The organism is Vibrio rotiferianus CAIM 577 = LMG 21460 (assembly GCF_002741985.1).
Lineage (GTDB): Bacteria > Pseudomonadota > Gammaproteobacteria > Enterobacterales > Vibrionaceae > Vibrio > Vibrio rotiferianus.
Genome location: NZ_APHW01000028.1, coordinates 59,189 through 82,789, shown reverse-complemented (window position 1 = coordinate 82,789; position 23,601 = coordinate 59,189). Strand labels below are relative to the sequence as shown.

At 43.3% G+C, this 23,601-nt stretch carries 22 protein-coding genes; all 22 read left to right on the top strand.

Annotated features, from left to right (window positions below; translation table 11 throughout):
* The first annotated feature begins 39 nt into the window (after positions 1-39).
* The 22 genes from B853_RS13340 (at position 40) to B853_RS13235 (ending at position 23,585) form a co-directional block, all read left to right on the top strand.
* On the top strand, positions 40-585 hold the full coding sequence (locus B853_RS13340; protein WP_038884613.1) for a single-stranded DNA-binding protein: 546 nt from the start codon (positions 40-42) through the stop codon (positions 583-585).
* A 216-nt stretch (positions 586-801) separates the two neighbouring features.
* Complete coding sequence (csrD, locus tag B853_RS13335) at positions 802-2,817, top strand: RNase E specificity factor CsrD (protein WP_010450506.1); 2,016 nt, start codon at positions 802-804, stop codon at positions 2,815-2,817.
* A 2-nt stretch (positions 2,818-2,819) separates the two neighbouring features.
* Complete coding sequence (locus B853_RS13330) at positions 2,820-4,268, top strand: PilN domain-containing protein (RefSeq protein WP_038884612.1); 1,449 nt, start codon at positions 2,820-2,822, stop codon at positions 4,266-4,268.
* On the top strand, positions 4,265-4,915 hold the full coding sequence (gspM, locus tag B853_RS13325; RefSeq protein WP_010450504.1) for a type II secretion system protein M: 651 nt from the start codon (positions 4,265-4,267) through the stop codon (positions 4,913-4,915). The genes B853_RS13330 and gspM overlap by 4 nt, the downstream gene beginning before the upstream one ends.
* 16 nt (positions 4,916-4,931) lie before the next feature.
* Entirely contained in the window at positions 4,932-5,240 is a 309-nt protein-coding gene (locus B853_RS13320; RefSeq protein ID WP_373854454.1) for an MSHA biogenesis protein MshK, read from the top strand.
* A gap of 20 nt (positions 5,241-5,260) precedes the next feature.
* Positions 5,261-6,928 (top strand): pilus (MSHA type) biogenesis protein MshL, encoded by a 1,668-nt coding sequence (mshL, locus tag B853_RS13315; RefSeq protein WP_081641179.1) that lies wholly within the window; start codon positions 5,261-5,263, stop codon positions 6,926-6,928.
* Positions 6,929-6,964: 36 nt separating this feature from the next.
* Entirely contained in the window at positions 6,965-7,810 is an 846-nt protein-coding gene (locus tag B853_RS13310) for an ExeA family protein (RefSeq protein WP_038884610.1), read from the top strand.
* Complete coding sequence (locus B853_RS13305) at positions 7,795-8,892, top strand: tetratricopeptide repeat protein (protein ID WP_038884609.1); 1,098 nt, start codon at positions 7,795-7,797, stop codon at positions 8,890-8,892. Before B853_RS13310 ends, B853_RS13305 begins: the two co-directional genes overlap by 16 nt.
* A complete protein-coding gene (gene mshE / locus B853_RS13300) occupies positions 8,889-10,613 on the top strand; it encodes an MSHA fimbrial ATPase MshE (RefSeq protein ID WP_038884607.1) in 1,725 nt (574 codons plus the stop codon). The genes B853_RS13305 and mshE overlap by 4 nt, the downstream gene beginning before the upstream one ends.
* Positions 10,614-10,621: 8 nt before the next feature.
* Positions 10,622-11,842 (top strand): type II secretion system F family protein, encoded by a 1,221-nt coding sequence (locus B853_RS13295; protein ID WP_010450497.1) that lies wholly within the window; start codon positions 10,622-10,624, stop codon positions 11,840-11,842.
* A gap of 36 nt (positions 11,843-11,878) precedes the next feature.
* Positions 11,879-12,307 (top strand): MSHA biogenesis protein MshF, encoded by a 429-nt coding sequence (locus tag B853_RS13290; protein WP_128826891.1) that lies wholly within the window; start codon positions 11,879-11,881, stop codon positions 12,305-12,307.
* 237 nt (positions 12,308-12,544) lie between these two features.
* A complete protein-coding gene (locus B853_RS13285) occupies positions 12,545-13,024 on the top strand; it encodes a prepilin-type N-terminal cleavage/methylation domain-containing protein (RefSeq protein WP_010450495.1) in 480 nt (159 codons plus the stop codon).
* 69 nt (positions 13,025-13,093) lie between these two features.
* Complete coding sequence (locus tag B853_RS13280) at positions 13,094-13,318, top strand: MSHA biogenesis protein MshA (RefSeq protein ID WP_038884604.1); 225 nt, start codon at positions 13,094-13,096, stop codon at positions 13,316-13,318.
* A gap of 114 nt (positions 13,319-13,432) precedes the next feature.
* A complete protein-coding gene (locus B853_RS13275) occupies positions 13,433-13,900 on the top strand; it encodes a type II secretion system protein (protein WP_038884602.1) in 468 nt (155 codons plus the stop codon).
* Positions 13,897-14,475: a type IV pilus modification PilV family protein gene (locus tag B853_RS13270; RefSeq protein WP_038884601.1), complete on the top strand. Its 579-nt coding sequence runs from the start codon at positions 13,897-13,899 to the stop codon at positions 14,473-14,475. The genes B853_RS13275 and B853_RS13270 overlap by 4 nt, the downstream gene beginning before the upstream one ends.
* Positions 14,475-15,263: a PilW family protein gene (locus tag B853_RS13265; protein WP_010450491.1), complete on the top strand. Its 789-nt coding sequence runs from the start codon at positions 14,475-14,477 to the stop codon at positions 15,261-15,263. The genes B853_RS13270 and B853_RS13265 overlap by 1 nt, the downstream gene beginning before the upstream one ends.
* Positions 15,253-15,687, top strand: a complete 435-nt coding sequence (locus B853_RS13260; protein ID WP_038884599.1) for an MSHA biogenesis protein MshP — start codon at positions 15,253-15,255, stop codon at positions 15,685-15,687. Before B853_RS13265 ends, B853_RS13260 begins: the two co-directional genes overlap by 11 nt.
* Before the next feature lie 4 nt (positions 15,688-15,691).
* Positions 15,692-20,269: a DUF6701 domain-containing protein gene (locus B853_RS13255; protein ID WP_038884597.1), complete on the top strand. Its 4,578-nt coding sequence runs from the start codon at positions 15,692-15,694 to the stop codon at positions 20,267-20,269.
* A 149-nt stretch (positions 20,270-20,418) separates the two neighbouring features.
* Positions 20,419-21,462, top strand: a complete 1,044-nt coding sequence (locus B853_RS13250; RefSeq protein ID WP_005381144.1) for a rod shape-determining protein — start codon at positions 20,419-20,421, stop codon at positions 21,460-21,462.
* Positions 21,463-21,642: 180 nt separating this feature from the next.
* Positions 21,643-22,533, top strand: a complete 891-nt coding sequence (mreC, locus tag B853_RS13245; protein ID WP_010450476.1) for a rod shape-determining protein MreC — start codon at positions 21,643-21,645, stop codon at positions 22,531-22,533.
* Positions 22,523-23,011: a rod shape-determining protein MreD gene (mreD, locus tag B853_RS13240; protein ID WP_038884595.1), complete on the top strand. Its 489-nt coding sequence runs from the start codon at positions 22,523-22,525 to the stop codon at positions 23,009-23,011. Before mreC ends, mreD begins: the two co-directional genes overlap by 11 nt.
* 4 nt (positions 23,012-23,015) lie before the next feature.
* Positions 23,016-23,585 carry a Maf family protein gene (locus B853_RS13235; RefSeq protein ID WP_010450474.1) on the top strand — a complete coding sequence of 190 codons (570 nt, stop codon included), beginning with the start codon at positions 23,016-23,018 and terminating at the stop codon, positions 23,583-23,585.
* The last annotated feature ends 16 nt before the right edge of the window (positions 23,586-23,601 follow it).

Here is a 23,601-nt window from a genome sequence, read left to right as displayed (position 1 = left end):
CTTAATTTTTAATACATCCAGAGTGAAACGGAGCACATCATGGCCAGCCGTGGAATTAACAAAGTTATTTTGGTGGGGAATCTTGGTAACGACCCTGAAATTCGTTACATGCCTAACGGTGGTGCTGTAGCAAACATCACGATTGCAACTTCAGAGTCATGGCGTGACAAAGCGACTGGTGAACAGCGTGAAAAAACAGAGTGGCACCGTGTGGCTTTGTTTGGAAAATTGGCTGAAGTAGCTGGTGAGTACCTGCGCAAAGGCTCTCAGGTTTACGTTGAAGGTCAACTTCAAACACGTAAATGGCAAGACCAAAATGGTCAAGACCGCTATACGACAGAAGTTGTTGTTCAAGGATTCAACGGCGTTATGCAAATGCTTGGCGGCCGTGCTCAAGGTGGCGCACCGATGGGTGGTGGTCAGCAACAGCAGCAACAACAACAAGGTGGTTGGGGTCAACCTCAGCAACCTGCTCAGCAGCAGTATAATGCTCCACAGCAGCAACCTCAACAACAGGCTCCGCAGCAACCACAGCAGCAATACAATGAGCCGCCTATGGATTTTGATGACGATATTCCGTTCTAAGCAATACGTCTAGTAAAGAGCCGCGAATATCGCGGCTTTTTTATTGCTTGGAAGAGCGTCTGCATCAGATCGCATTTTTAGCTCTTCAATGCGTAGTAAAATGGTGATTTTGCTATAGCGTCTCACAATCAGATTAATCCGATTGTTTAGTGTTTTGTTATCAAGTATAAGTAATTCAATAAGGTATATGGTGAATAGAAAAGGAATTTGGTATTCATGAGGTATACCCCTACTCTAAAGCTAAGCACACGACTGGTGGCTTTTGTCACTATGATCGTAATATGCGCAATGTTTATCTTGTTTGTTGGTGGCACCCTCTCTTTCAAACGACTCGGACAAGAGTATCTCAATCACTATTTAGAAGGGATTGTTGAGGTCGTTGACAAAGAGATGGAAGATCCTGACGCGGCTTATTCTATGCAGCGCTGGATGCCGAAGATGCTGCAGGCAAGTAACATCGTTGAAATGACTCTATTCGCGAATGATGCAGTTGTGTATCGTTTCAAAGACACATCACATCATGTCGACCCTTCGATCTTGTTTGAACAAGATTATCGATTAGCTCATAACCAAAACTACGTCATTCATTTTAAAGTGGTTCCTCCTTATTTAGGTTATGGCTACTCCATGCAAGCGCTATGGTCTATCACTTTAGCTGTTGTATTGATCATCTTTTGCTTGCTGCGTGGTGTAGCATGGCTGAAAGAGCAGCTAGCTGGTTCAGAGATGCTGGAAGAGCGTGGTCGTATGATCCTAGCAGGACGAGTGGAGCAATATGCTAAAGGTGATGAACGAGAGTGGCCGTATACTGCTAGCGAAGCCTTAGATGTCTTGATTGAGGAACTACAAGATGCTCGCCAAGAAAGAAGTCGATTCGATACTTTCATTCGTACGCAGACGTTTCTTGATAAGTTAACAGGTACTGCAAACCGTGTCCTTTTTGACAGCAAACTTGAATCGGCATTGCTTGAAAGTGGTTCAAGAGGGGCCGTGCTATTGCTGCGTATTCAAGATTGGAAATCGGTTCAAGAAGAGCTAGATAAGCAGTCTAGCGATGACTTCATTGTCGAAGTAGGGAGCTTAATCTCTAATCTGGTTCAGCGTTTTCCTGATGTGGTTTTTTCTCGTTATTATGAGGCTGACTTTGCTTTGTTTTTGCCGCATCAGTCTGCCAAAGATGTCGCCAATCTTGCATCTCAATGTATTCGTCAACTCGAAAAGTTAGTACCTCCAGCGCCTTTAGACATTGATAACTGGTGCCATATTGGCATCACGATGTACAAGGAAGGTGAGCGTCATAGCCAAATTATCGATGAAGCGGAGACAGCTTTACGTAGCGCTCAATTACAAAATAACAATAACTGGAGTCGATTCAAGAAATTGAGTCATTATGAGGACGTTCGAGGTAGTGTCAGGTGGCGTACGCTTTTTGATGCAGCATTAACGCCTGAAAATGTGATACTCTACGCACAATCTGCTTTTTCAATAAGTGATTCGTCGCATAAAAAAGTGCTTCACGAAGAGGTAACATGCCGTATTCAGGATCCAGAGAATGGGATTGTGAAGGCCTCTCGATTTATCTCTGCTGTCCGACAGGTTGGTTACGAAGCACAAATGGACCGTGCTGTCGTGACTCAGTTTTTACAGCATTATAAGCAACAAAGCCACGGTGATACCCATTTTACCATCAATTTAAATGTTCCCCCTTTTGGGCAGCGAGAACACTTTAAGTGGTTACGGGATGAACTACTACAGTTGTCAACAGAGAGCCGAAAGTGTCTCATTTTTGAGTTTGTTGAGGCGCAATTTGTAAGACACTTAGATTTTATGCGGCCAGTCGCTAAAATGCTGTCTGGTTTGGGGTGTCGCCTAATCGTTGGGCAAGCGGGGCGTACGATTGTGAGCACGCATTACCTAAAAGAGGTGGACATCCATTATCTCAAGCTGCACCGTAGTTTGGTGACAAAAATAGACCAAAGACATGAAAACCAACTGTTTATTCGTAGCATGCTAGGAGCCGCTGAAAATAGTCGTACGAGGATTATTGCAGTTGGAGTTGAAAGCAAACAAGAGCTAGATGCTCTAGTTGAACTAGGTATATATGGAGTACAAGGACGTTATTTCTCATCTGAAGTTCGTTTATTTCCAATAATTGATGCTAAGAAAGAAGTTCAATCTGATGCTCAGATTAAGCCTGGGCGCAGAAATCGCTGGCGAAAAAATAATAGATAAGAATGAAAAGACTACACGGATTACTCAATAGAATTACTGGTTCTTCTGCTGGTGGAAGAACCTGCTTTATGGTGATACAGCCTGATGCTGTTTATTTATCCGCGTCAGCAAAAAGTGCTAGCCCAGCCAGATTTGATATCTCTGATGGAAATTGGGAGAAATCGTGCGAACAGGCTTTAAGTGTTGCTGCTAGCTCTTATGACTCACTGACAGTTGTCTTGTCACACAATTTCTATCAGATCTATCAGATTGATAAGCCATCTATGCCTCGCCAGGAGTGGCCGTCAGCCTTGCCATTCTTATTAAAGGAGTTGATATCAGAACGAGCGATTGACATCGTTGCTGATGCTGTGGAGTTACCCAACTCGACGAAAGTTCAAACTTATGTGTTGCCAAGAAAGATTTTAGATAAATTGATGTTGCTTTCTGAACGCTATCAGTTGTCACTTAACACCATCGTTCCTGAAGATGAAGTGTGGGGAAGAGCGTCAGGGGAATTGGGTAATTTTCTACTGCTGCAACGTTCATGTAAGGGGCACTTTAGAATCAGCGCCTTTGTTGAACATACAATGATGTTTAACCGCACGATAAGAAGTGTGACATCACCGTTGACGGGGGTGCCATCTACTGATTTACAGATGGATAGTTTGTCACTAGAGCTTCAACGCTCAATTGACTATTTATCTTCACAGGTTCGCAATGTGCAGCTACATCAGCTCAAAGTATGTTGTGATGAAGAGGATGAAAACGAACTATCGCAGTCTCTAAATTACCGAATTAGCACCAAAGTATCAGCCTTAATTGGAGAAGCGCATGAGCTATCAGGTCATGTCTTAGCGGAGACGGCATCACTTGTCTCTGAGTGGCGAGTTAACTTATTTCCTAGCTACCTGAAGCCTAAAAAGAGGTTGCTTACTCTTAAAAATGTTGCGATGTCTTGGGCAGCAGCAGCGTTGGTTATTGTGCTGTCATATGGCTATGTCAGTTGGCAATATCAAGGCGTTGATGACCAAATAAATATCGCCAAAAGTAAGGGTGACATTCTTAAATCAGAACTAGACCGTTATAACGCTCAATTGAGAAAGCTTAAGCCTGATGCTAACAAGTTAGCTGCGCAAGCTCGTCTCGAAAAAGAGGTTCAAGCTAAGCGAGATTCACTAACTGCTGTAGGCAAGTATGATGATTCACAGCGCATTGGTTATTCAGGTGTTATGACTTCTCTTGCGAAGTTAAGTAATAACAACATCTCTATTTCAGGTATTCATATTGCCCAAGAGCAACTTGATATAAAAGGTCTCGCAAGGACACCTCGAGCTATACCTGATTGGGTGGGGCAATTCAAGAATGAGATTAGCTTGGTAGGGCGCACCTTTGATGATGTTGCGATTGGTCGTACCGAGAAAGGGGTAGTGACATTTGAGTTGAGTACTCGCAAGGAGACACAAGAATGAATGATGTTTGGTCTTCATTAGAAGAGCGCTTTGACGAATTAAGCGCACGAGAGAAAGGGCTAATTGCTGCTTGTGGATTCGTGACGATAGTTATGTTGCTGTTTACTATGGTATTAGAGCCGAAGTTAGATAGTGTAAATAGCAGCAATAGGCAACTAAATACCCAAAAGCAGAGTAATCAACAGATTGAAATTGAAACGTTACGTGTTCAAGCTCAATTGAAGAAAGATCCCAATGCTGAAGTTGATCAAGCTATTGCACAATTACTATCAGAGAGTCAGCACTTATCAATGCAACTGTCGCAAATCATTGAGCACTTGATTACACCTTCTCAAATGGCAGAGCTGCTACAAAGTGTTTTAGAGCAGCAATCAGGAGTGCATTTGATCAGCTTGAATACATTGAAAGCAGAGCCAATTACGTCTGATAAAGAGGCGGCGCAGTACTCGGGGTATTACGTGCACCCTGTACGCCTAGAGTTGAGCGGTGACTACTTTTCTATTGCCAGTTATCTAAAGAAACTTGAACAACTTCCAGTGAGTTATTATTGGCGCAACTTCACTTACCAAGTGGAGGATTACCCAAAGGCTAATTTGGTGTTGGAAGTATACACTTTGGGCTCTCAAGAGGAGTTTATCGGTGGATAAAAAAATAGTCCTAGCGATGATTATCGGTTCTATTAGCGCGCCGAGCATTTGTGCCGCTGAACAAGATCCTACGGCACCTCTAGGTTGGGAGAAACCAACTCAAGCTAATTCAACAGTAAAACGGAAGTATCGATTGCCAACACTAAATAGTATTGTGTGTAAGCCAGATATGCCATGTATTGCAATTATTAACAATAAGATCGTAGAACAAGGGCATTCTTTAAATGGTTACCGTGTTGCCAGTATTAATAGTGAATATGTGACTTTAAAGCGTGGTGACCGAGACTGGAAACTCGAGCTTTTTCGTTTAAATGTAAAACAATAAAAATCAGAGCCTAAACAGATATGCGTAAATTAGTGATAGCAGTTGTGATTGCTTCGTTGGCAGGATGCTCTATGGGTCATAGAGACCCGGTAGAAGTAAAGCAAGCTCTTAACGAGTCAATCAACGAGTCAAATAGCAGACAGCTTGATGAAATCCCTTCTTCCGTTGAAGCTGATTTGATGCCAGATCTTGAATCGAGTGCTTCTGGTTCTGAAGGCATGGTAAAACGCTTTCGAATTCAAGCTAATGCAGTGGAAGCCAGAAGCTTCTTTGCTTCTCTCGTAAAGGGGACGGAGTATAGCGTAGCTATTCATCCTGCAGTAAGAGGAAAAATTACTGTTAACTTAACGGATGTGACGCTTGATGAAGTGCTGAATGTCGTGCAAAACATGTATGGCTATGATGTGGTCAAATCTGGCAAGGTTTTACAGGTGTATCCCGCGGGTATGCGGACGGTGACGATTCCTGTCGACTATTTGCAGTTTAAGCGCTCTGGCCGCTCATTGACTAGTATAGTTACTGGTTCTGTAGCATCTGCAGGTACATCTAGCTCTGGTAGCAATTCAGACGAATCTAGTTCAAATTCTGATTCAAGCAGTGATAGCTCGACTGTTGCGAATGGCGGTACGCGCATTGAAACGTTGACGGAAAGTGATTTTTGGCCTGCATTACAGCAAGCTGTAGCAAGTCTCATAGGCTCTGGAAATGGTCAGAGTGTCGTTGTTACGCCTCAAGCGAGTGTTATTACAGTACGAGCTTTTCCTGATGATATCCGAGAAGTGAGAGAGTTCCTTGGTGTTTCTCAACAACGCATGCAACGCCAAGTTATTCTAGAAGCAAAGATTCTGGAAGTGACTTTGAGTGATGGTTATCAGCAAGGTATCAACTGGTCAAATATATCAGCTTCAATTGGAGGGTCTGGCAGTATTTCGATTGGACGCCCATATCCGGATGGAACCCTTCCAGGTGCTGGTGTACCTATCCCAACTCTACCTGGACTAGATGCTATCGGCACGCTTCTCGGTGGTCAAACGAATATCACAATCTCAGATGGCAACTTTGATGCAGTTCTGAGCTTTATGTCGACACAAGGGGATTTGAATGTCCTTTCTAGCCCGAGAATTACAGCAGCCAACAATCAGAAATCGGTGATAAAAGTAGGTTCGGATGAATACTTTGTGACTCAATTATCTAGTAATGCAGGAAACGGAGAGAATTCTAATGCGGTTCCTGAAGTGGAGTTAACGCCATTCTTTTCAGGTATTTCTCTAGACGTAACACCTCAGATTGATGATAAAGGTAGTGTGTTCTTACATGTTCACCCTGCGGTTATCGAAGTTCAGGAAGAGTTAAAAACGCTCAATTTAGGCGGTGATTTCCAAAATGTTCAGCTACCATTGGCAAAAAGTTCGGTCCGTGAGTCTGACTCTGTAATTAGAGCGAAAAGTGGTGATGTTGTGGTGATTGGCGGTTTGATGAAACAACAAAACGTGAATCAAACATCAAAGGTCCCATTCTTGGGTGATATACCTGCTCTGGGACATTTGTTTAGGAATACGGCAGACGTCACTCAAAAAACGGAGCTCGTTATTCTGTTGAAACCAACGGTCGTTGGCGTTAACTCATGGCAGAAAGAACTAGAGCGCTCGCGTGACTTGCTGCAAGAGTGGTTCCCTGATTCGCAGTAATGCAGTCAACACTTAAACTAGTGGGCTGATAAGCGTATGTATCTATCGCATTTTGGTTTTCGCTTACAACCATTTTCACTAACCCCAAATACAGAACTGTTTTTGGGGTTAGCTCCTCATTATGAATCCATTCAAACCATCATCGCAGCGATTCATATGGGAGAGGGTGTCATCAAAGTGGTTGGGGAAGTGGGAACAGGCAAAACCATGGTTTGTCGAAAGCTGATTGAGCAAATTGAAGATGATGCCGAGCTGATTTACTTGCCAAACCCTGCGCTTACAGGGGCTCAATTGCAACTAGCGGTGGCTAGAGAGCTTGGAATTAAAAATGCTGATCCGCTAAATGTTGTGGAGCTTATTCAAGAACGATTGATCTGTGTTCGCTCAGTAGGAAAAAGAACCGTCTTAATTGTTGATGAAGCTCAAGCACTGTCTTTTGAAGCATTAGAAACTTTGCGCCTATTTGGGAATCTAGAGACCGAGAAAGACAAACTACTCCAGTTAGTTTTGTTTGGTCAGCCTGAACTTGAGGAGCGCCTGTTAAGTCACAATTTGCGGCAGTTCCGACAGCGCATCACATTCAATTGTGAATTACGTACTCTCAATTTAGATGAAGGCGTTGCCTATATGGATAACCGACTTAATAAAGCGGGAAATGGGGCGCACATTTTTAGCATTGAGCAGAAAAAAGCAATATGGCGCTCTGCTTCTGGGGTTCCTAGGCTAATTAATCAGATTTGTCATAAATCATTACTCACGGCGTTTAATGACCGCTGTACATTAATTAAGAATCAACACGTTTACGCGGCAATGCATGACACCCTTGATGCCTGTAAACCAAAGTTTAAGACCCCGATATTCTGGGGATGGAGCCGATCTTGAGTGCAATTAACAAAGCTTTATCTGAACTAGCAGAGAAGGAGCATAAACCTGAGCTATCAAGAGCGGAAGTTCCGGTCGTTGCTAAAAGAAAGCCCTGGTTATGGTTAATTGCGGGCTTTTCTATGAGTTTGGCTATCGGAGGGTGGGCCGTATCTCAAGCGCCTACGCCGGACAACGTTAATGAAGTGGTATTAGCAGGGGCTGATATTGTGGCTAAAAAGGTGGCAAATGTAGATGCTAGCTCTCCAACAACCAAAACAACGCCTCAATTACAGCAAGTTGTTGCAACAAAAAACATTGAAGTGGGTCATGTTCGCGCTAACCAATCAGAGCAGATAGCGACCGAAGAAATTTATTCTCCTCAACCTCTTGCTTCTATGCCTAAAAAAGTGGTGGCAGAAGATAATCAATCAATAGCAGAACCAGCGACGCTGAGTAATGAGCCACTGGAAGTCGTTGATGAAGCGAGCTCGATGCATATTGAGCAGGTGGAACTAAGCCATCAACAACTCGCTACTAAAGCTATGAATCGTGCTGGTAAAGCGATGGATTCAAATGATATGCAAGAAGCCATGGCCGCTTATGCAGAAGCGCTGCGGTATGAGCCATCGAATATTGAAGCGAGACAAAAACTAGCGGCATTATATTTTGGTAAAAGTGATACCAGAAAGGCGTACGAGATCCTTCAGGCTGGTATTAAGTTAGACAACGATAACCAGCCACTAAGGCTTGCATTATCCAAGTTGTTAGTGAAAGCAAACCAGCCTGAAGCGGCATTGAGTCCATTAGTGTTTATGCCAGATAACCCAACTCGAGATTATTTGGCAATGCGAGCTGCTTTGGCTCAAAAGCAGAAACAAACGGAATTCGCGTTAGAAAGTTATCAGCTTTTAACGCAAAGAGAGCCTGAGAATGCCCGCTGGTGGCTTGGGTTAGCCATTCAGCAAGAGCGTAAAGTCCAAATCAAAGCAGCGGTCTACTCCTACCAGCAAGCATTAGGAAAAGTGGGCGTGTCTAATCAATCTCAAGCATTTATTAGAGATAGACTGAGTATCTTGAAGCAGCTGGAGGGAGCAGAATGAAAATCCAATTAAGGAAGCGTCTTGGTGACCTGCTTGTTGAAGAGGGCATTGTTACAGAAGAACAAGTGCAGCAAGCCCTTGCCAGCCAACATGAGACAGGGCAAAAATTAGGCGATGCTTTGATTGCTTTAGGGTTTATTTCTGAAAAGCAAATGCTGAACTTTCTCTCTCAGCAATTAGGTTTACCGCTCATTGACTTAAGCCGTGCGCCAATTGATGCTGATGCGGTGCAACTTTTACCGGAAGTTCATGCTCGTCGTTTACGTGCCATGGTGGTTGCGCAAAACGGTGATACGTTAAGAGTTGCCATGAGCGATCCTGCGGATCTGTTCACTCAAGAATCGTTAATGAACTTGCTCGGTGAATACGCTTTAGAGTTTATTATTGCTTCTGAGCGACAATTGGTGGAAAGCTTTGACCGCTATTATCGCCGAACTAAGGAAATCGCCTCTTTCGCCGAACAGCTTCAAGCCGAGCATCAGGATGTTGATGTGTTTGATTATGGTATTGAAGAGACGGAAAGTGAAGAAGTTACGGTTGTTAAGTTGGTTAACTCAATGTTTGAAGATGCCGTGCAGGTGGGTGCATCTGATATTCATATTGAGCCAGATGATAAAGTGCTTCGTCTCCGTCAGCGTGTTGATGGTGTTTTGCATGAAACCATCCTAAATGAAGTCAATGTCGCATCAGCCTTAGTTTTACGCCTTAAACTGATGGCACACCTAGATATTTCTGAAAAGCGTTTGCCGCAAGATGGTCGCTTTAACATTAAGGTTCGTGGTCAATCCATCGATATTCGTATGTCGACGCTGCCAACTCAATATGGCGAATCTGTGGTAATGCGCTTGCTTAACCAGTCTTCAGGTCTACGAAAACTAGAAGACTCAGGCTTACCTGCTGATTTGCTGACTCGTTTACGCCGTCAGTTATCTCGCCCGCATGGCATGATCTTAGTGACTGGCCCAACAGGTTCGGGTAAAACGACAACGCTATACGGTGCATTAAGTGAGTTAAATGAACCGGGTAAGAAGATCATTACTGCAGAAGACCCTGTGGAATACCGCCTACCACGTATTACACAAGTACAGATCAATAATAAAATTGATCTTACTTTCTCACGAGTACTACGTACTTTCCTTCGTCAAGATCCAGATATCATCTTAGTTGGTGAGATGCGAGACCAAGAAACGGTAGAGATTGGTTTGCGTGCAGCTTTAACAGGCCACTTAGTTTTGAGTACGCTGCATACCAATGATGCAGTAGATAGTGCTTTACGAATGATAGATATGGGTGCACCTGGCTATCTTGTTGCGAGTGCAGTTCGTGCGGTTGTTGCTCAACGATTGGTTCGCCGAGTTTGCCCTGATTGTAAGACTGAAGATGTTGTCGACGAGTCTCGGCAACAGTGGTTGTCAGGACGTTTCCCTAATCAGTTAAATGCTGTTTTTCATAAAGGAAAAGGCTGTCAGAACTGTAACTTAACCGGCTATCGAGGCCGAATCGGCGTGTTTGAAATGTTGGAATTAGAGCATGAGATGATGGATAAGCTGCGAGCGAACGATGCGGTTGGTTTTGCACAAGCGGCTCGTCAATCAACATCCTACAAGCCCTTGTTGGCTTCCGCGATGGAGCTGGCTTTGCAAGGTGTTGTTAGCCTTGATGAAGTCATGGCGCTTGGTGAAGGCGATTCATCTGGTAAAGCAGATGCAATCTTAATGTAGGTGATTAGATGCCAACATTCAGTTATCAAGGCCGAACACTGACTGGTTCGGCGACCAAAGGCAAGATTGATGCCGTTAATGAAGAGGCAGCCGCGGAAGCATTAATGAATAAAGGGGTTATTCCTCTAAATATTCAGTTAAGAAAGGCATCTAATGCTAGTAGCTTTAGTTTATCTAAATTGCTTGTACCTGCGATTCCTCTTGAAGTCATTATTCTGTTCTGTCGCCAGTTATTCAGTTTAACTAAAGCTGGGGTACCACTGCTGCGTTCTATGCGTGGTCTATTGCAAAACTGTGAAAATCAACAGTTAAAAGATGCGCTTGAAGATGTTGTCTCTGAGCTTAGTAACGGCCGAGGACTATCTGCTGCAATGCAGCCACACAGCAAAGTGTTTAGCCCTTTGTTTGTCTCCATGATCAATGTGGGTGAAAACACCGGTCGTTTAGATCAAGCTTTATTGCAGTTGGCTAGTTACTATGAGCAAGAGTTAGAAACTCGTAAACGTATCAAAGCCGCAATGCGGTACCCGACGTTTGTCATCGTATTTATCACGATCGCAATGTTCATTTTGAATATTTTTGTGATTCCGCAATTTGCTACCATGTTTACTCGTTTTGGCGTCGAACTTCCCTTACCAACACGTGTGCTAATTGCAACATCGAGCTTTTTCGTTAATTACTGGGGCTTGCTCATTGCTCTGATTGTTGGAGCATTCCTCGTTTTTCGAGCTTGGATAGCTACCGCAGATGGGCGAGAAAAATTTGATAAGTTTCGACTAAGAGTTCCTATTGTCGGTGATATCGTCAATCGTGCTCAGCTTTCTCGTTTTTCTCGAACTTTTTCACTGATGCTTAAGTCAGGTGTGCCGCTGAACCAATCATTGGCTTTGGCTGGTGAGGCGCTGGGCAATAAGTTCCTAGAGAATCGAATCGTTGAGATGAAATCCTCCATCGAAGCGGGAAGCACTATTTCTGTGACGGCAGTGAATAGTAAAATTTTTACACCTCTGGTTATTCAGATGATTGCCGTCGGTGAAGAAACGGGTCGAATTGATGAATTATTGCTCGAGGTCGCAGACTTTTATGATCGAGAAGTAGATTATGATCTTAAGACCTTAACTGCACGAATAGAACCGCTACTTTTGGTGATTGTGGCGGGTATGGTTATGGTATTAGCCTTGGGTATCTTCCTGCCTATGTGGGGTATGCTCGATATAATCAAAGGCTAAAGTGTGATTGAAAACCGAGAAAGTGCAAGGCTTATAATGTGGGGGACATTTGTCGCTGCGGTGCTAGTCGCACTGCTAGAGAGTTTGGCTCCTCTGCAAAAAGAGTTAGATGATACAGGAGCAAGTCTAGCCAAAAATTGGATGCTAGATAGTGTTAATCGTTATCGAAGTATTTGGTTGATGAAGGGCGAACCAGATTCGATCGAGGTCGATGGCTCAATATTGTTAATGACTGACGCAGGGCTAGTATTGCCGCTTGATGAGAGTGAACAATTTGATTGTGATAGTTGGTTAACGATTCATTACCCTCAGCGTAAGATTATGAGGGCTAATTTGTCAGAAATAAAACTGATTACCAAAGGTGATGAGTACCTTTGTATGTACAGGTATTCAAGTCAACAGCTGGTATTCGTGACATTTAATGCTAACCACTTGCAAATTGATGTCGAAAACTCGGCAAGGTAAGTTTTTTGACACTTTAGTGCTATAAATGAGACGCTAGTTCGGTATAATAACTTCGTATTAAAAAATTGGAAATTTGTAAACTAATTATCCTGTTACACATTGCAAATTTATCAATCCAGATTTCGCTTAACTAGTGAGTGATTCGTAACCATCGGCACTAATTTAGGCAATAACACAAATGGTCGCGTGACCTTAACGTTGCAGTCACTCTGCATGTTTACAAAAGAGAGAGAAACAATGAAAAGACAAGGTGGTTTTACCCTTATCGAGCTTGTGGTGGTAATTGTGATCCTAGGTATCCTAGCGGTAACGGCTGCGCCACGCTTCCTTAACTTACAAAATGATGCACGAAAAGCTTCGATCCAAGGCTTAAAAGGTGCTATCGATGGTGCGGCAGGCATTACTTATGGTAAAGCTGCGGTCGAAGGTGTAGAAACAGCAACAACATCAAATGTTGATGGAAGTATTTCTGCTGCATTTGGTTACCCAACAGCGACAGATAAGGGACTTGGTAATGCGGTAGTTGGTTTGGATGAAGATTGGTCTTATTATCAAGATACAGCAAACAAAAAGATGCTGATTGGCTTTAAGCAAGATTCTGCTCCAACAAAAGCATCAGACATCACAAATACAAACTGTTATGTTGAATACACCCAAGCTACAGACAAAACGTCTGCCAAAGCCGCAAAAACGACAATCACGGACTCTGGTTGTTAAGTCGAACTAATAATGGCCAGCTAGTCTGGCCTTTATCTCTATACCTTGGTTAATCTTGGAATGGTACATATGCGTCAATCATCCGGTCTTAGTGCGATTGAGTTTGTGGTTGTACTAATCATCTTGGGTGTGATTGGTTATGTGGTATTGCCAAGGTTTATCAGCTTTGAGCCAGAAGCATATGAAGCTAAGTGGGAGCAGACCAAGCAAACAGCAGAGCATGTATCTGAAACGCTGAGTAATAAACAGACTTATGATCGTATTGAAGAAGAAATGGGCAGAAGTAAAAACTAATTCTCACAATTAACAATGTGCTCACAAATTAATATAAAAGTGTGATCTTTACCCAATATCCCTCCCTTTTTTTGCTTATAATTTAATCGCTTGTCGTGAAGTAAGGTTGCCCCTATGAAAGCTCGCCATATTTCATCGGGATTCACTCTTATTGAGTTGGTCATGGTGATCGTTATTCTATCTGTTGTATCGTTGTATGCGGCCAGTCGCTATCTAAGCGCGGGTATTCCTGCTGCAGCGGTACAGGATCAGGCAATTGCGGTTATTCGTCAGGTACAAGTCAATCGCATGCAATCCAACCTTAGCGATACTACTATCGTTGACAAAAATGACTTTATCTTAAACGTAACGAATAACTGCATTGGTTCAAAAGCATCATGTTCGTCTCAAACTGCATCAAGAAGTGACTGGTTTATGCCAGATGGGGTTTCATTCTCTCCTAATCTAGAGCTTGAATTTAATTTATTGGGAAATCCAAGTGGTGCGACACCTACGATTCAAATTACAGAGAATGGTAGTGGTAAAACATGTTCGATACATATTAATTCGCAAGGTTATGTAGAAAAGAGAACTTGCTCATGAAAAGATTTCCAAAAGAGCAATTGGGTATGACTCTGATTGAGATGATCATCGCGATTGTTTTGTTGGGGATCGCTATGACCATTTTTTCTTCTGCCCTAATCCCTCCAATAAAAGAGGCTTCTAGCTCACATTATCAATCTCGCGCGGTCGCTCTGGGGCAAAGTATGATGTCTCAAATACTATCGCGTAATTTTGACCACAATAGTGATATCAATGGCGGTTGGCTACGCTGTGGTGAAGAAGGTGCGCCGGATTGCTCAGAACTCAAAGCTGACACAGATGATGGTGAATCAACCCCTGCCACATTTAATGATGTCGATGATTATATCGGTTGTTGGTTTACTAGCGAAACAAAAGTAGATTGCCCAGCCGGCATGCCTCAATACGCTTTGCAAGATGTAATCGGTTTGAGTGCCAATGACACATACAAAAACTTTCGTGTACAGGTTTCTGTGACTGAAAAAACAAAGGATGTGAACGGCGAAGCTATCCCGAAAATGAGGCGTGTTGAATTACAAATCTTTGCGAGTAACGCACAAGTTATGTCTCTATTTGGCGACAGAGGTAATTACTAATGCGAGCTGAGAGTAAAGGTTTTACGCTTATTGAAATGGTGGTCACTATCGTTATCGGTAGTATTATCATGCTAGGGATTGCAGGGTACGTGCAAGTCGGTGTCAAAGGTTTTGTCGATGCAAACTCACGGCAACGCATTCAAACCCAAGCTCAATTTGTATTGGAAAAACTCTCGCGCGAAATTCGACATGCAGTTCCAAATAGTTTCCGTATCACTAATTCTGGTGGTTCAGAGTGTTTGGAGTTTGTTCCGACTTATAACTCGGGGTATTACTTTGAGAAGCCTGGAACTTCAAATTTGCTATTTGTTACCGGCGAGCAAGTTCCGGGTGGAACGATAAAAAGCGCTGAAAATTTAAGGCTCGTTATTAATCCAACGCGCTATGAAGACTTGTTTAATCCCCCTACTGGTACAGTATCATGGAATAGTTTTTCTATTGATAGTGATCTATCAATACACAGCGACGATGGTGACGGTAACGCGCAGTTTTATAGTTTCGCTCTGCCTTTGCCATTAGCGAGTCAATCCATTGCTGCTCGTATTTATTTGTATAAACCAGATTCTGCGATTCGGTACTGTATTGTACAGCCTGTCTTACCTAATGACAGTGGCCTGCTAACAAGAAATGGTGTGCCAGTTGAAGATATTGATGCTTCGAAGAGTGCCTTTAATTATACCAACACTAGCCTACAGATTGGCGGCATTGTTTATCTAAAATTTGCCTTTGAACAAAATGGAGAGGAGAGTGTTTATCAACAAGATGTGCAGGTACTCAATGTCCCATAGAAATAAACACCAAAGAGGCAATGTTTTTATTGTTAGCTTATTCGTCATTGTTGTTATGGGCTATATGGCGACGTCGATCACCAAGATAAATTGGTCAAACCAAACTCTTGTGACAAAAGAGTTCCTTGGTACGCAGGCATGGTTTCTTGCTCAATCGGCAACAGAGTGGGCTTTAACAGAAATATATCCTTTGGGGGAAGCCGATCCCTCAGTAGGGAGTCACTGCCACGATGACGTTGATGGCCAGTTCACTGAAATAGTGAAAGAAGTCAATTTTGGAAAATGTACTTTGGTTCGTCTTGAATGCAACGGGGGCGATAAAAAACTTGATAATCAAGTGTTCTATCGAGTTGAGGCGGCAGTGCGATGTGGTAATGGAATTAACTTAGTTGAACGCAGACAAGAGATATGGATTAAGGATTAACGCAATGAAAAAAAGAATAATACTTGGTGCTGTAGCCTACTCTTTGTTATGTGCTCAAGGGCTTGCTGCTGTAACGTATGATCTAACCCCTACCGTTGATTGGGTCAGGGAAAAAGGGAGGTGGCAACGTCAATGGGTACCTGTTTATAGTCCATGCCCAACAAATGGTTATTATTCCAATGGCCTCTCTGTTTACGTGTGTCCTAGCAATGTAAATCTCTATTACGGTGATAATATTGTTACTGGGGGAAGCACCTCGCAATTAGTGTTAAGTCGATACGCTTCTTTAGGTGGTAGAAACACTATCGGTAGCCCTAGCCACAGCTTATCGTTAAATCTGAATCGTAATTCTTTTAGCGCTCACAACCTGTATGTGTATGGCCATGTTGATAATGGTGGTTATATCCAACTAACAGATTCAACAATATTTGGTTCACTGAGAAGTGTTAACAATGGTCTCCAGTTAAGCAATGTCGATATTCGACAAAATGCTTTAGCTTACAGTCAGCTTACAATTAATCACGGTAACGTTGATGGTTACGTCGATAGTGATAATGGTGGAATCTCGCTTTACAACGTAAATGTGGGCGCACATATCGAAGCCAAGAACCAAATTCAAATAACGAACACTTCCGTTGGAGGTCACATATCTTCGTCTCACGGTGGGGCGGAACTTTCAGCATCAGGTTCAACTAAACTTGTCGATGGCTACATCAACGCTAAGAATGCAGTGAAAGTCACAAACTATAAGGTTAACCAGTCTGTTTCCGCAGATGGCTACATTGAGCTCAATAGAACTGATGTGACAGGAAATGTGACTTCCCAAAGTAATGGAAATCCAGCCATTGCTATTTCCAATAGTTCATCGATTTCAGGTGATGTGTTTACTAAAGGCTACGTCAGCGTTTCTCATTCTAGTGTAGATGGAAATATTGATAATACGCAGGGTAGCAACCAAAGTATGGCCATTGTCAGCAGTCAAGTTGGAGGCAACGTTACCGCGAAAGGCTATGTAGATATTCAGTATTCTCAAGTTTCTGGCGTTGTATCGAGCTCCAACGAAGGTGCTCAGGTCAAGAACTCAAAAATCAAAGGTAATGTTGATGTTAAGAAATATCTTCATGTGATTGAAAGTTCTTATGTGTGTGGTGTCGCTTCCAGTAGGAACGAAGGTGCAAACATTAGTAATTCATATGTTGGCGATGACGTCTCTACCAAGAAATACTTACACGTGACTAACTCTTCTGTCTTTGGTACCGCGAGTGTAAAGAATGAGGGAATGGCGTTATCGTCGGCTAAAATTCTTGCGGACGCCAAAGCGATTGGTTTCCCTACTAACAAATACGTAAGTATTGCTAGTAACTCAACGCTTTGCGGAACCGCAAACTCTTCATACTCTTATAACGGTAAATTGGTTGGTTATTGCGGTCTAAATGATACGAGTTGTGATGCATCTCAAACTCGAGGTACATGTCCGGTTGACGTAGGTGAGAGCTCTCAATACAAAGATTTCTACGACTATTGTGGAATTACGCCTCCAGGCCCTGACCCAGAGCCTGTTCAATGTGAATTGTTGCCACCTGAAAACTTTGACTCAGGCTCTCTTACAAACTGGTCTGTGATGGGCTTTAAGAATAGTACTAAACCGAGCATTACTGGTGGTAAGTTTAGATTATCAAGTAACCAATACAATCAAGCAACAGCATCAGCCTACAACTACATTTTTCCATCTGATGACAACATCATGCAGGTGGAGTTTAATCATTATGCTCACTCAAATACCACACGACCTGGTGCAGATGGGGTTGGTATCGTTTTTTCTGACGCAAATGTCCCTCCAGCGACAGGTGCATTTGGTGGACCTTTAGGTTTTGGTGTTAAACCCGGTATAGAAGGTTTTGCCGGCGGTTGGTTAGCATTTGGTATCGATGAGTACGGTAACTTCTCGAATGAAGGCAGTTATTATGAAAATGACTATGGCCGTCCAGGTCGTCGCCAACAATCTATTGCTATTCGCGGTGCTGGTTATAAGAAGACAATTCAGTACAACAGTCAGTCCCTAGAAGGCTGGTTTGGTGGCTATAAATTTATTAAAAACAATACAGATGTCGGTGCACTTGATGTCTTCGGAACAAATTACAATGGTCGAGATAGAGATGAGGTCCACCGTTATAGAATGACTGTAGACTCTCGCAACACCGTTAAAAACCGAGCGAGCGGAGTTTGGGTTTCTATTGAGCGTCAAATTGATGGTGGTCGCTGGGAAACGTTAATCAAATCATTCAATGTTATGAATGGTTATGGGCAGTCTATTGCTCCAGAAAACTTCCGTATTTCTGTGACTGCATCGACGGGATCATATACCAATATCCATGAAATTGATGACTTCCAGGTTTGTGCAGATAAATACAAGAAGTTAACGGATGGTATCCATCACTTTGAATTTGACTATTCAGGATCCGGTAGTACGTGCCAGCCTTCGAAAGTCACGCTAAAAGCATGTATGAATGAAAGGTGTACTCAAACCTATCCAGAAGATGCTGCCGCAAGTGAAGGCGAGTTAGAGCCATTGACAGTTACTTTACTGCCATCATCCACCAATAGCGTCGCTACTTGGGTAAATGGAGAGCAAGAAAAGCTCACGAACATCACTTTCAACAATTCAGTTGATCTTCTATTACAGGGATATAAAGCCGGTACGGTTACGATGGGAGTTGCGAATAGTTCGGTACCTCAGTTTGGTTTTGAAGGAGCGCGCTGTCGTATCAATAACGGTGATGAACTGTCCGTCGAGAACTGTAATGTGTTGTTTTCTCAAAACGTACTCGGAGTAAACATAGGGGATGTGGTTTCAGCTAGACAATCTGCCGGGACGGATCATCTTTCATTCTGCTCATCACATGTAAAAACTGGGGGTGAAAGCCGAGATGTTACTATGAAAGTGACTCACGAGATTGCACCAGTCGATAAAACGAAATCTGTTGAGGTATGGTACAAAAAGGCGGGTGACAGCAATGCTAAATGGAGTGGTCATGTCACATTGCAACCTCAAGTTCCTAAGCCTTTGTCCGATGTCTACTTTGATTCAAATGGTAAAGCTTACCTCAAAGTTAACTATAAAGAGGTTGGTAAAGTCCGTATCGATGCGAAAGTTAACGATGTGAAGGATTCTGCAGGGTTTGCATCATTTGTAAGTTTCCCTGCTAAGTTAGGTTTGAGCGTAAGCGATAATGGCGCATGTTCCTCAAATTGCACAAGCTACATTCCAGCAGGTCAAGAGTTCACAATGCAGGTAACAGCATATCAATCAAACGGAGACGTTGCCCGAAATTACCAAGAGTCGAATATTAGTATTGACCACGTAGTGACTTATCCAGACCCGACAACGAGTGTGAACAAGGGGAATGTTGTGAATGGTACGCTGCTAACAGAAAAGCTACCCGAAGACGCTAAATGGGTTAGTGGCTCAGTGTCTTTCAAGCAGGCTGTTGATGAAGTAGGTTCATTTGACTTTACCGCTACCGCGCCTGTTGGCGGGGAAGGCGAAGCATTCTCTACCTATCTGGGAAGTAGTACGTATAAGATTGCTGATGCAACGCTCAATGTTGGGCGTTTCTATCCTGGTAAATTCAATGTTTACAGTAATGATCAAACGCCTTCGTACAATAACGTATGGGATTATCCAAATGGCCAAGCATTTGCTTATATGGGACAGCCTTTTGGGTTAAAACAGTTCTACGTTGAGGCATTGTCGAAAGGAGGCGGCGCTTTACGTAACTATGCGTATTTTGGTGAAGGTTACCACGCGAAATTCAACTTGTACGAAAATAACTCGGCAAATGTTAGTAGGTTTAGTGCGCCGGCCGCGTACACAGGTAGCTGGTTGAACGGCGGTAAAGGTCCCTATATTTCAGGGCAAAGTGTCGGGAAATATAGCGCGAGTGGGCTTGTGTGGAGCAAGGTTGTATCTAAACCGGATGGCCCTTTTAACTACTTAGAGAACTCGTCAGATACCTCTACCTCTATTTCTATTGATCTTTCCTCATCATCAGTAGACAAGGCTGGTGTGACTATTGGTACCAGGCAACTATTGGTCCAGCCGGATTTACGCTTTGGCCGAGTTAATTTGGCTGATGTTGGCGGTAAGCAGGGTGACAACAGCAAACCAGATTCACTTAAATTGCAGGTACCTCTAACCGTAGAATATTGGAAAGGTGGTCGATTTGTGACGAACAGTTCTGATAGTCAAACCACTATTTATGGTGCGAGAGAGAAATTCGAGCATAAATGGAAGGGTAATGAGCCTGACTCTAAGTATGTAGATGTGAACTTGGCCGATGGCGGTGTAGTTACCAATGGTACTTCTAGAAGTATTACTGCAGTTGAAAGTGAGTCGAATCGTCAACAGACGGAACTGTGGTTAGATCTTACTGCTGGTTCGAATAATTTCCCTTGGCTCAAATATGACTGGGATAATGATGGTTCTGAAGAAAATCCATCTACCATTGTTACTTTTGGTATCAACCGAGGTAACGACAGGGTGATTTATCGAGGAGAACCGGGTCTGACCGGAGGGAATTAAGGCTCGTTTATTTGCTCTAGGTAAGGAATCTGCAAGAAATTGAGGGTTTCAGCCCATGTTTGTACTCCAATGCCTTGCTGTGTCAGCGAGGCATTGGTACATTTAGGACAATTTTTGTCTTCTAAATTTTTGCAGGATGAGCGAAGAGTATGTTTAAAAAACTTCGTGGCATGTTTTCTAACGACCTATCTATCGATTTAGGTACTGCCAACACTCTAATTTACGTAAAAGGACAGGGTATTGTCCTAGATGAACCTTCTGTAGTTGCTATTCGTCAAGATCGTGTAGGTTCTGCAAAAAGCGTTGCTGCTGTCGGTCATGCAGCAAAACAAATGCTTGGTCGTACGCCGGGTAATATCTCAGCTATCCGTCCAATGAAAGACGGCGTAATCGCTGATTTCTACGTAACAGAAAAAATGCTTCAGCACTTCATCAAGCAAGTGCATGATAACAGCATCCTTAAACCAAGCCCACGCGTACTGGTTTGTGTTCCTTGTGGTTCTACGCAAGTTGAGCGTCGTGCTATCCGTGAGTCAGCGCTAGGTGCAGGCGCGCGTGAAGTTTACCTAATTGACGAGCCAATGGCAGCGGCAATTGGTGCTGGCCTGCGCGTATCTGAGCCAACAGGCTCAATGGTGGTCGATATCGGTGGTGGTACAACTGAAGTTGCAGTTATTTCGTTAAACGGTGTGGTTTACTCTTCTTCTGTGCGTATCGGTGGTGACCGCTTTGATGAAGCTGTGATCAACTACGTGCGTCGTAACTACGGTAGCTTGATCGGTGAAGCAACGGCCGAAAAGATCAAACACGAAATCGGTTCTGCATACCCTGGTGATGAAGTTCAAGAGATTGAAGTGCGCGGTCGTAACCTTGCAGAAGGTGTGCCACGCAGCTTTAGCCTGAACTCAAACGAAATCCTAGAAGCGCTACAAGAACCACTATCTGGTATCGTATCAGCAGTGATGGTTGCACTAGAACAGTGTCCACCAGAACTAGCATCGGACATCTCAGAGAACGGTATGGTTCTTACGGGTGGTGGTGCATTACTGAAAGATCTTGATCGTCTCCTAATGGAAGAAACGGGTATCCCAGTGGTTATCGCCGAAGATCCACTAACGTGTGTTGCTCGTGGTGGCGGTAAAGCACTAGAAATGATCGACATGCACGGTGGCGATCTTTTCTCTGAAGAATAAGTAAGAGTGTGAAGCCCTTCTATACAGGGCTTCATTTTCTTGTTCACGGCTCTTATTAATCCACTCATACTACAAGCTTATTTTCTGACTGGAATCAAACGATTATTCACCTACTCTGCTCAGCAATAAGGTTGCCAAACAAAGGCCAATGATGATAGTAGCGATCAGGTCAAAGACAAGATGAAACCGATTTTTGGCAGAGGCCCCTCTCTGCAGTCCCGTCTTTTTTTTGCTGTCATAGTTTCTGCTAGTTTAATGCTTGCTGACAGTCGTCTAGACACATTCTCAAATGTCCGTTACTTACTTAATAGTATGGTGGCGCCTATTCAATATGCTGCTAACTTGCCTCGTACCATGTTTGATGGGGCGTTTGAGCGCATGAATACCCGCCAAACGTTGCTTGAAAACAGCCGCAGTCTTAAGCGCGAGGTGCTACGTCTTAAGAGTGAGCTTATCTTGCTTGACCAATACAAAGAAGAAAACCAACGTTTGCGTAAGTTGCTAGGGTCTTCATTTGTCCGTGACGAGAAGAAAATGGTTACCGAAGTTATGGCGGTAGATACTTCACCATATCGTCATCAAGTGGTGATTGATAAAGGCAAGATCGACGGCGTATATGTTGGCCAACCAGTGATCAATGAAAAAGGTATTGTCGGTCAAGTGACGTTTGTTGCTGCGCACAATGCTCGCGTGCTATTACTCACTGATGCAAAGAACGCTATCCCAGTACAGGTGATTCGTAACGATATACGAGTCATTGCGTCAGGAAATGGTGAGATTGATGAAATTCAACTAGAGCATATTCCTACTAGTACCGATATCCAAGTGGGCGACTTATTGGTTACTTCTGGCCTAGGCGGTATTTACCCTGAAGGTTACCCCGTTGCGAATGTGACAGTCGTCGATCACGATACTCGACAAGAGTTCGCTTCTATTAAAGCGGAGCCTGTGGTTGAGTTTGACCGCTTAAGATACTTGCTGCTGATTTGGCCGAATGAAGACAGACAACACAAAGTTTTGCAGTCTAATGCAGAAGAAGACACAGAACATGAGGTAAGCAATGGCCAATAGTGCATTTCGAAGCCGTCTCGTCATTGGTGTTAGCTTTTTTGTCGCTTTAACATTGCAGACGATCCCTTGGCCGGGGGTATTAGACTTACTAAGACCTTCTTGGCTGTTTCTCGTGACCTGTTATTGGGTACTGGCACTACCTAACCGTGTCAATGTCGGCTCAGCTTTGGTGTTGGGTTTATTGTGGGATATTTTGATAGGCTCTACGCTTGGTATTCGCGGCATGATGATGTCGATAGTGATATACCTAGTTGCGCTGAACTTTCTCGTTATTCGCAATATGGCACTGTGGCAGCAGTCAATATTAATTGCTGCTTTGACTGTGCTTTTAGAAGTATTGATATTCTGCGGGGAATATTTGAATCAAGACGTAGTATTTAATCCATTATCTCTGTGGACGGCTGCAATTAACTGTATACTCTGGCCATGGATGTTTTTATTGATGCGACGGATTCGTCGTTTATGGCACGTAAGGTAGCGTTTTGATTAAAGGCTTGTCTCTGGTTCTCGCTTCGGGATCCCCGAGGAGAAAAGAACTGCTTGCTCAGTTAGGTTATGAATTTGATATTGTACTTCCTGATATAGAGGAAGCAAAACAAGACCATGAGCAGGCAAAAGACTACGTGTTGCGTCTCTCTACGGAAAAGGCTCAAGCAGGCTTAGCATTAGCTAAGCCTGATTCGATTGTATTGGGTTCAGATACTGTGGTGGTGTGCGATAACCAAGTGTTAGAGAAGCCCAAGAGTTATGCTGATTCTAAGCGAATGCTAGATCTCCTATCTGGACGCCAACATCAAGTCATGACAGCAGTCAGTGTCGTGTCTTCCGAACAACAACGTTCAGTGGTTGTCATCACTGATGTATGGTTTAAGAACCTGACCGAAGAAGAAATACAACAATATTGGCAGTCAGGGGAACCATGCGATAAAGCTGGAAGTTACGGTATTCAAGGCCTCGGGGGACGATTTGTCACTCGTATAGAAGGAAGTTATCACGCCGTAGTGGGCTTACCTCTTTTTGAAACTGACCAGCTACTCCAAGAATTTTTATAATTGTTTTTGAGGTGTG